Origin of the sequence: Methylobacterium sp. (assembly GCF_019745455.1) — a bacterium.
Lineage (GTDB): Bacteria > Pseudomonadota > Alphaproteobacteria > Rhizobiales > Beijerinckiaceae > Methylobacterium.
On record NZ_JAIETD010000101.1, the window covers coordinates 1 to 8,646 of the forward strand.

Annotated in this window: 13 protein-coding genes; 5 read left to right on the plus strand and 8 right to left on the minus strand. The window is 63.4% G+C overall.

From position 1 onward, the window contains the following. The first annotated feature begins 545 nt into the window (after positions 1 to 545). The 4 genes from K2Y56_RS18680 (at position 546) to K2Y56_RS18695 (ending at position 3,191) form a co-directional block, all read left to right on the plus strand. Positions 546 to 1,484 carry a homocysteine S-methyltransferase family protein gene (locus K2Y56_RS18680; RefSeq protein WP_292510950.1) on the plus strand — a complete coding sequence of 313 codons (939 nt, stop codon included), beginning with the start codon at positions 546 to 548 and terminating at the stop codon, positions 1,482 to 1,484. Positions 1,485 to 1,547: 63 nt separating this feature from the next. Continuing rightward, positions 1,548 to 2,168, plus strand: coding sequence for a class I SAM-dependent methyltransferase (locus K2Y56_RS18685; RefSeq protein ID WP_292510953.1), 621 nt, complete (start codon positions 1,548 to 1,550; stop codon positions 2,166 to 2,168). Between the two features lie 287 nt (positions 2,169 to 2,455). Beyond that, positions 2,456 to 2,875 (plus strand): hypothetical protein, encoded by a 420-nt coding sequence (locus K2Y56_RS18690; protein ID WP_292510956.1) that lies wholly within the window; start codon positions 2,456 to 2,458, stop codon positions 2,873 to 2,875. A gap of 100 nt (positions 2,876 to 2,975) precedes the next feature. Further along, positions 2,976 to 3,191 carry a polyhydroxyalkanoate synthesis regulator DNA-binding domain-containing protein gene (locus tag K2Y56_RS18695; protein WP_292510959.1) on the plus strand — a complete coding sequence of 72 codons (216 nt, stop codon included), beginning with the start codon at positions 2,976 to 2,978 and terminating at the stop codon, positions 3,189 to 3,191. 37 nt (positions 3,192 to 3,228) lie between these two features. On the opposite strand, the gene K2Y56_RS18700 is transcribed toward K2Y56_RS18695, so the two are convergent. The 8 genes from K2Y56_RS18700 to K2Y56_RS18735 form a co-directional block, all read right to left on the minus strand. Further along, on the minus strand, positions 3,229 to 3,483 hold the full coding sequence (locus K2Y56_RS18700; RefSeq protein WP_292510962.1) for a hypothetical protein: 255 nt from the start codon (positions 3,481 to 3,483) through the stop codon (positions 3,229 to 3,231). Beyond that, positions 3,483 to 3,935 (minus strand): hypothetical protein, encoded by a 453-nt coding sequence (locus K2Y56_RS18705; protein ID WP_292510965.1) that lies wholly within the window; start codon positions 3,933 to 3,935, stop codon positions 3,483 to 3,485. The genes K2Y56_RS18700 and K2Y56_RS18705 overlap by 1 nt, the downstream gene beginning before the upstream one ends. An 11-nt stretch (positions 3,936 to 3,946) precedes the next feature. Further along, entirely contained in the window at positions 3,947 to 4,597 is a 651-nt protein-coding gene (locus tag K2Y56_RS18710) for a BON domain-containing protein (RefSeq protein ID WP_292510968.1), read from the minus strand. Positions 4,598 to 4,648: 51 nt separating this feature from the next. Continuing rightward, positions 4,649 to 4,996 (minus strand): ATPase inhibitor subunit zeta, encoded by a 348-nt coding sequence (locus K2Y56_RS18715; protein ID WP_292510970.1) that lies wholly within the window; start codon positions 4,994 to 4,996, stop codon positions 4,649 to 4,651. A gap of 89 nt (positions 4,997 to 5,085) precedes the next feature. Continuing rightward, positions 5,086 to 5,799, minus strand: a complete 714-nt coding sequence (locus K2Y56_RS18720) for a hypothetical protein (protein ID WP_366849105.1) — start codon at positions 5,797 to 5,799, stop codon at positions 5,086 to 5,088. A gap of 505 nt (positions 5,800 to 6,304) precedes the next feature. After that, the gene (locus K2Y56_RS18725; protein WP_292510979.1) at positions 6,305 to 6,943 is read right to left on the minus strand and encodes a helix-turn-helix domain-containing protein; all 639 of its coding nucleotides are present in this window, start codon (positions 6,941 to 6,943) and stop codon (positions 6,305 to 6,307) included. A gap of 171 nt (positions 6,944 to 7,114) precedes the next feature. Continuing rightward, positions 7,115 to 7,339: a hypothetical protein gene (locus tag K2Y56_RS18730; RefSeq protein ID WP_292510972.1), complete on the minus strand. Its 225-nt coding sequence runs from the start codon at positions 7,337 to 7,339 to the stop codon at positions 7,115 to 7,117. A 93-nt stretch (positions 7,340 to 7,432) separates the two neighbouring features. After that, on the minus strand, positions 7,433 to 7,801 hold the full coding sequence (locus K2Y56_RS18735; protein ID WP_292510973.1) for an SPW repeat protein: 369 nt from the start codon (positions 7,799 to 7,801) through the stop codon (positions 7,433 to 7,435). Between the two features lie 286 nt (positions 7,802 to 8,087). On the opposite strand from K2Y56_RS18735, the gene K2Y56_RS18740 reads away from it, so the two are divergent. Further along, complete coding sequence (locus K2Y56_RS18740) at positions 8,088 to 8,399, plus strand: phasin family protein (RefSeq protein ID WP_292510975.1); 312 nt, start codon at positions 8,088 to 8,090, stop codon at positions 8,397 to 8,399. Positions 8,400 to 8,646 lie beyond the last annotated feature (247 nt).

The following is an 8,646-nucleotide window of genomic DNA, read 5'->3' on the forward strand; positions in this document are numbered from 1 at the left end:
CTAGGCAGCCTGACGGAACAAACGCGTATGACCGGGAGGCGCGCTTTACTGCCAGTCCGCTTTCGGGAGGCCAAATCATGGAAGCGGACGTTGGCGTTCACCAATGCAACCCCTTTGAGGTTTTTCACGGCACGCGAGAGGAATGTCCAGGCAAGAGCGTTTCCAGATATTTGAAAACCTGTCAGGGTTTGCAGGCGCAAACGACCTTGGGCAGGCTCAGCGCACGAGACCTTGCCGACCTGTCAGGTTTGCGGTCGTTTCCCAAGCATGCTGCGCTGCAGCCCTTGAAACGTGCTACTAGGGCAAACCCTATTGGGATACTCGGCAGCGCATGTCCTGAAGTGCGCTAACCGTGCGCGTTTATGGATGTGGCGCATGAAACCGGCTTTTCGCACGTCTCTGCGCAAGAAAATGTGCAATCGGACGCAGCCAAATTGTTGATACCGATTTGTCTAGGCGCTTCCTAGGTTCGGCAGCTGCGTCTGAGACAAAGCGCTTCCTTATAACGGCAACCGGCTTATACATTATCTCAGCGGAGGTTCCACATGCCTCAATATCGGAACTTGCTCCCGCAACTGGATGGCCGCGCCTTTTTAACTGACGGTGGGCTTGAGACTACGCTCGTCTTCCACGAGGGCCTTGAACTGCCCTGCTTTGCGGCCTTCCCGTTGGTATGTACGGAAGAGGGCAGAACTACACTAACACAGTACTTCCAGCCTTATCTGGGTCTCGCGCGGAAGTACGGGTTGGGGCTCATCTTGGATACACCGACATGGCGGGCTAATCCCGACTGGGGTAGACAGCTCGGCTTCGATGCCCAGGCTCTTGCAAACGTCGATCGCGCCGCCATCGATTATCTCAAGGAACTCCGACGTCAGCACTCCCATGGCGGACTGCCTCTTGTCCTCAATGGCGTCATAGGGCCTCGTGGCGACGGGTACAGGATCGAGACCACCATGACAGCGGCGGAGGCAGCCATGTACCACGCGCCGCAAGTTCAAGCGTTCCGGGACAGTGAAGCTGACATGGTCAGTGCGGTCACCATGACCTCGGCGGAGGAAACGATTGGTATTGCTCATGCGGCGAAGGCTGCCGATATGCCGATCGTAGTATCCTTCACGGTGGAGACCGATGGCCAACTGCCCTCCGGCCAAGCTCTCGGCTCTGCCATTGAGGAAGCTGATGCGGTCACGGGGGCTTACCCCGCCTACTATATGATCAACTGCGCCCACCCGACACATTTCGAGCATGTGCTCGTCGGGGACGCCGGGTGGCTCGGCCGCATTCGTGGCCTACGGGCGAACGCCTCTCGGAAGAGCCACGCCGAACTCGATGCGGCCTCTGAGCTCGACATCGGCGAGCCGCAAGAGCTCGGCCAGGATTACGCTAGACTATGCGCTCGGCTACCAAACCTGCGTGTCTTCGGTGGTTGCTGCGGGACGGACCACCGGCATCTGACCGCAATCTGTGATGCGTGCCTGTGACAAAGGTCTTTTGTCAGCGATGAAACAGCCATCAGGTGCGGCCACCCTCGGCAGGAGAAACAGATGGGCTTCTACGAGCGGCACATCGGTCCCCGTTTTGTGCGTTGCCTATGCGCAATGGCCGACATCAGCGCCGAGCGCGAAAAGATCGTACCACGTGCAACGGGCACGGTGCTGGAGATTGGGTTCGGCCCCGGCCTGAACCTGCCGTTTTACGATCCAGCCCAGGTCTCGCGCGTAATCGGCGTCGATCCAAACGAGACGTTTCTGAAGCTCGGCGAAGCGCAACAACGGGTGGCCAAGGTTCCGGTTGAGATCCGGCGCGCATCGGCGGAGAGCCTACCGCTGGACGACGCCTCCGTCGACACGACAGTGATTACCTACACGCTCTGTTCCGTGCATGATCCGATGAGGTGCCTATCGGAGGTGCGCCGCGTTCTTCGTCCTGGTGGCCAAGCGCTGTTCTTGGAACACGGGCTGTCGAACGATGCGAAGGTCGCCGTTTGGCAGTACAGGCTGAACCCGCTCTGGCGGACTTTGGCGGTCGGCTGCAATCTTATCCGTCCGGTAGCTGGCTCGTTCCGAGCCGCCGGCTTCGCGCTTGCCGAGTTGGAGGAATATTACCTGCCTCGTACGCCGAAATCAGTGGGCTTTCTCAGCCGCGGGATCGCTGTCGTCAGCTAGATGGTGCCTGCATCGGGCGCGGGGACCTCGAGTTGGTCGGAGCATGACCCGAACGGAGCAGTGCAAGGCATCATAATTTCCAAACTGCGAGCGTCCGCTTCCGAGGACGGTAATGACCGCCTGTACAGCGTAGTTGGGCCAGAAGCGGAACGTCCGTTCCGGGACAAACGGTCAAGGTCCAGTTTCTACCCGACGGCGACACTATGCAGAGCGGTCTGGGCACCGAGGAAGTATCTCGAACAAGCACGGACTTCGATGAAGGCACCGGCATCGCCTGAGGTGGAACGATGATCCTCGTCCACAATGCCCGCTCGTCGAGCCTTCTGTGCGCCCTTTTTCATCCGGAGGAGGACGCGCCGACTTGGCGAGCTCATGTCTCGGAGGTCGGGGTCGACCCACGGCTCTCGGTAAACGGCGGAACCGTAAGCACCGACCGCCCGCCAGCGGGCGACCACGCGGCGGTCGCCCGCTGGCTGCTCGCGCGGCTTCCTTTCCCTCCGACCGCGGTCGGACACCGCGTCGTCCACGTGGCGTTCACCGACATAGTCCTCGACGAGGCCGCGAATGCACGGGGCGAGACGAGCATCGGCGCCAAGGCGTCGACCTTAAGCGTTCGCATCGTTCCCGCGAGCGAGGAGCGGGAGATTGCGAGGTCGGTCGGGGAGCTGATGGTTGAGGCGACGAGGTCGCCCGGTCCGTGGTCCTAGGCCAAGTCGCATGCCTCTGTCCGCTTGGATGCCACTGCTCAACGTTCGATTACACGTTAATTATTCAGCTAAGATCTAGCGCCTGACTTGAGGCAGTCTGTTGTTAAGACCACGGAATGATGTCCGACAAGAAATCGCCCCCGTTCGAAACCTCAGGCGGTACGGGGGAAGCAGACTCTGCGACCGGGAGACCCGAACCTACTTCTCGGCACACGACTTGGAGCGCCTCGTGCGAAAGGGGGTGAGGATCAGCATTCGCGAGGTCGAGACGGATCGGGACGTGACCGACGAGATCATCCGTCCGAACCTTCAATGAGGGTCCCCTGGAACGCGGTTCGGGCCGTCGTTCGTCTTCAGACGACGGGACCCTCGGAGCCATCGCAGCCGAGGCTCAAGGCGATGGCCTCGCTCGCCGTCTGCGGCCCGTCGCCAGCGTGTGGACCGGCAGTGTCGATCAACTCGATCCATCGGAACAGAAGCCGGTCGATCTCGCCGGCCCAGGCGAGCGGGAGGTCCAGCCAGACCGTGCGCCAGAGGGTCAGCCATGCGGACTGGGCAAGGTCGAACTCTGACCTTCCATTGCCGGAAGGAAGCGGCGACGTCGACATCAGCTGCGCCCTCCCATGCCGATGTCGCCGAGCCGGGCAACCTTGAACGCTTGGTAGGTCTCGTCTCCGGCCTCGCGGATGGAGACATACTCGCCCTCGACGAAAGCATGGGTACCCAGCCGATAGCCCGGCTCGTCGTCCTCGTTCGTCCAGTCCTCGTAGTCGATCAACCACGTTGCACCGCCTTCGCCTCCGGCCCGATGAATCAGCCGGCCATGGCGGTCGCGCTCGCCGGGCCAGAAGCGGCGGACGCGGCATTGATTACGGGCCTCATGCCAGAGGGCCGCGTCGAGGCGTCCATCCGGCCCGAGAGGTGCGACGATCTCGTAGCCACGTCGCGCGCTGCCTTCGGGATGCTCCGGGCCGCGCGCCAGCGTCAGCGTCACCCGTTGAAGCCTAGCGGCGGAGCCGGACCGGGAAGCATGGGAAGTCGCGTGCATCTCGTGAGGCATGGCGTCCGTCCTCAGATCAAGGCCACGATGCGATCCTCGACGAACCGTACGCCGGGAACCGACCATGCCGCTCGCTCGGCGGCCTCGCGCTCGGCCCATGCCGCCACGGCGCCATCCAAGGTGACCTTGTCGCCCTCTACGCTCACCTTGATACCGTCGGCCTCGAACACCGCACCCCGCTTGAAAGCCTCCAGGATCTTTTCCTTGACGGCCGCCGGTTGAACCTCCGGTCGGATCGCGATGACATTCGAGACCCCGACCACGCCGGATAGCTTGCGGACCGCCGCCTCGGCGCCCATCGCCTGGTATTGCCACGGCACTTTGCCGGTCAGCGTGACCCAGCCCTGCGCAACCTTGACCTGTATGTCTCCCTTCGGAAGGTGCACGGACCAGTCGATGATCGCCAGGGCCCGCGCGGCGATCTGGTCGTCCTCGATCTTCTTGGCATCGGGGCGGCGGACCCGGATCTCCTGGGCAATGGCCCGCACGCCCTTCACCCGGCGGACGGCGCGCTCGGCCTCGACCTTCTCCGCATAGCTGCCGACATGGCCCGTCAGGGTCACGACGCCGTCCGCCACGGCGACGCCGATGTCGGCGGCATCAAGGCTGGGATCGAAGTCGAGTTCGTCGAGAACGTCCCTGCGAAGGTCCTTGTCCGTCATGGCATCTCTCCTGTTCGCGCTGGTGCGTGGGGTGGGGCGACTATGCGCGCCTCAGACGGACGAGCCTTGATCCAGCGCAAGGCCGACACGCTGCTCGGCGCGGGCGAGGGCGGCGCAGCGTTCCATCTCCTTGCACAGGGCCGGGAGCGGCGCCTCGATACCGTGAGCTCGCAGGTCTGCCAGGAGGCGTGCCAGCACGGAGGCGTCGGTGGCCGCGACGGAACTCTCTGTGAAGGAGGCAACGTAGCCGGAGGCCGTCTCTCCGGTTAGCTCCATTCGCTCGCCCGCCCAGGCTGCAAGAAGGCGATTGCGGCGCGAGCGCGCCCTGAAACGCAACTCCTCCTCGCGGGCGAAGCGGGTTTCGAAAGCCCGCTCACGTTCGTCGAATATCGTGACCATGGGAGACCTCCCCTGGGCGTTGATGTAGGATCCGCCCGCAACAGGACGCTCATTCTCAGATCGTCGCCAGCAGCGGACCTTGAGGCAGATCAATGTCCAGCAGGCGGACTTGCCGGCCGCCATTCCCCGATCGGGGAACCCGTTCCCGGGCGCCTGAGGGAAGTCATCAGTTGGGCGTCACACAAGGGCTCAACGCGGGTATCCTCGACGATGCCGGCCTGCAGGGATCCGGCGATTTCATCCGGGCGGCCGGGCAGCCCAGCACCATCGCCCCGCCATTCGGTGCCGCTCGCCTGCGCGATCACGAGATCGGGCCCGATGCCGTTCCCCTGCACCCTCCGACCCGCCGGCGTGACGACCGCACCCTCCGCCTGAACGGCCGTGACATGCGCCCGTATGGTGGCGCGGACCGCCATCAGGAACGGCAGCAGGCCGAGGCCGCCGGTTTCGTCGGTTTCATCGAGGTAGCGGTTGAAAAGGAGGTTGGCGAGATCGGGCCGCCCCAGATGCCAGAGATCCATGAGCACGAAGGCGAGGTCTTGCAACACATCGATGCACGCCAGCGCCTCGTCGAACTCGATGCAGTCGGACGGGGTCGGAACGCCGTCGACGTGACAGATGTTGCGCAGCGTAAGGTCACCGTGGCAGCGGCGGACCTTGCCGGCGTTGCATGAAGCGTCGGGCAGCGCACCATGCCGCTTCAAGGCGCGGCGGAAGCGACCCGCGAGTGCCTGGGCTTTGCTATCGGTGGCCAGTGCGGGTGTCGGCCTGACCTTGTCGTTCATGTCGATGAGCGCGGCCATTGCTGCCTCGCCGCCACGCCAGTGAGTGACCTCCGCCTCGGCATGGAAGGCGGCACTGCGCTGGGCGATACCGGCGATGAGCTCCGGCGCGAGACGGCCGGTTCGCGTTATCTCGTCGAGAGATTTTCCTGCGGGAACCCGTGCATTTCGACGGCGGAATCGACAAGCGACCCGGCTCCGTCGAAGGCAAGGTATCCGTCCGGCTCCCGCGTGATCGCCGAGATAAAGCGAAGGCGCCGTTCGGCGATTGAGTTCGAACTCGGCTCGGCACATCGCGAGCCGTCGTTCAGGTGACGAAAAGTCCAAGTACGGGAAGCGCACCGCGCGCTTCAGCTTGAGAGCACGACCAGGTCCGAGGAACACCTCGGAGATGTGCGTCCGTATGACGTCCACCGCATCCGGCCGTTCAGAAAGCGATCACGTCAGGAGTTCGCCCAATTCGGCTTGGCTTACGCTCCCATGTCCGGTCCCCTCCCGGTTCCTAGCGGTATCCATAATCGCCGGTTCAGTCCTCGATCAGGCGACGAAGACGGGCGCGGCGCAGGCTGACCTGGCGTCCGCCGGCACGGAGCAGGGCGTTGTTCTCTTCGAGGAGCGATAGGGTGCGCGACACCGTCTCGATGGTGAGGCCGAGATAGTCGGCGATGTCGCGCCGGGTCATCGGCAAGGTGAAGGTGCCGGTGCCGCCGAGACGCTCGTCGACGTCCATGAGGAAGGTCGCGACCCGCTCCATGGCCGAGCGTCGGCCGAGCAGCAACATGTGGTCCTGTGCATGGCGCAAGCCGCTGGCGGCCATGTCCCAGAGGTGGCAGGCCACGTCGGCGCTGCGGGCCGCTGCGCGCTCGATGCCGCGCCGTCGGAAGATCAGGACCTTCGTGTCGGAGAGCGCCTCGGCCGTGTGCCGGTGTGTCTCGCCCTGCTCGAGACCGAACAGGTCCCCGGGGAGGTGGAAGCCGGTGATCTGGCGACGGCCGTCGCTGAGGACCTTGTGGGTCCGGACCGCGCCCTGGACCACCTTGTAGACGAATTCGGCGTCCTCCCCCTCGCCGTACACTTCTTCCTCGCGGGAGTAGGCCGAAGGTGTCCCGATGAGTTCCGGGCAGCCCGCGAACAGGACGCCGCCATTCGAGGCGGGAGCGGGCATGATCCCGGTCATGTGCGACAGGGCGGGTAAGGTGATCTCGGTGGCCATCGCTTGGCTCCTCGTCCGGTTCGGATGGACGGGAAGTTGGCCGGACCGCCACAGGAATGAAATTCCGGCCTGTCGCTTAAGGAGGGCCGCGTAAGGGCAAGTACGTAGGCGCCAGGTTGAACTTCAGTCCCCGCCGGCCGCCATGTGCATCCACATGCCCGTATGATCGGGAGCCATCACCAAACCGAAGCGGGCGGCAAGCAAGGAGACGACGGCGGCGCCGAGCGCCCAAGCCATGAAGGCAAGAACGAACGTCACCGTGTCGGCGTGATGGCGCAGGGCGTGGAGGGAGGCGCAGCCGGAGGTGAACGCTGCCGCGAGGATGAGCGTCAGGGGATCGAGAGGCATGGCGATGCTTCGCAGGGAGAGGGGGCGTTCTCGATGGACGTCGCGCCAGCAAGAATCGCGCGGCGCGACCATCCTCTCGGACGAGCGGCTGGATCAGACGGAATGCGCTTCCGGCGACCGGTAGAGCCGCCAGAGCTCGAACCCCGAAAGAGCGACCACGGTAATGCCGATAACCACGTGGGTGGCCATGGCATACTGAGCATCCGCGAAGCCGAGTGCCCACGGTGCCACGACCACCCAAAGGCCCACGGCGAGGTTGAGGTACTCCTCCCAGTCGTAGGATTTGCTGAGGGCGAGCATCGCGATGATGACGATCGCTATGCCGCTGAAGAAGGCATTGCGTGCGGCTGCGGTCTCGCTGTTCAGCTCAAGGTACCAAGGGGCCAGGAACAGAGCGATGCCCAACATCACGTTGAGGCCGTTCAGGACCGCGTCCTCGGTTCGGTTTTCGATGGTGCGCATCGACTTCTCCTCGTGAGGGAGGAGTCCCGACGGCGGGGCCGACGGGGACCCAGGCGACAGACAGCCTGCCGCCTCCATTCGATAAATCAAGCCCAACTAAGTTGCGTCAGCCTTGATCCAAGTCAAAGCCAATGATGTCCGCGGACTTATTTCACGCCAAAAAATAACAGGTTATAATTAGAGCGTTGCAGTAATAATGATTATACTTAACAGACATTGATCTGAATCAATGATTTTATATTTTGGGATTGCATCCTGGCCTTCCTCGTAAACCAAGGAGACCGACATGGATGTCACGCGAGACCCGCACGCACAATTCTCCGGCAGCCCGGCCGAACTCTGCGCCGCCGGTTTGAACGCTTGGCATACTGTCATGCTGGATTTTCCGCTGCGCCTTGCCGCGGAGACGATGCGCTTCACGAGCCGGCGCCTAAAGGCCCAGGCGGACCACCTCGCGGCGCTGGTGCAGTGTCGCTCATTCAAGGATGCAGTCGGACTTCAGACGACGTTCGTGGTCGAGGGGGCGTCCGACTACAGGGCAGAGGCGTTCGCCGTGACGCTTGATCTTGCCGAGACGACGTTCGCCAAGGCGGCTTGACACGCTCTCGCCGCGGAGTGTCGTCCGCGGTCTCGGCAGCTTCTGTCCAGCGGATCTCGACGGGTCTTGAGGATGGATCCCATGCCTTTCGGACAGCTTCAGCCGACATACTACCGCGTGTTTCAGCACCGTCGCCAACCCGGCTTGTGCTGCGCCGTGCGCGCGACGATGCTAGTCCCGTACTTTGTCCGCGCGAGCGAGTGGGATTTCGGGATGAACCTGCGAGAGGACGGCATCCTCCCTCTAG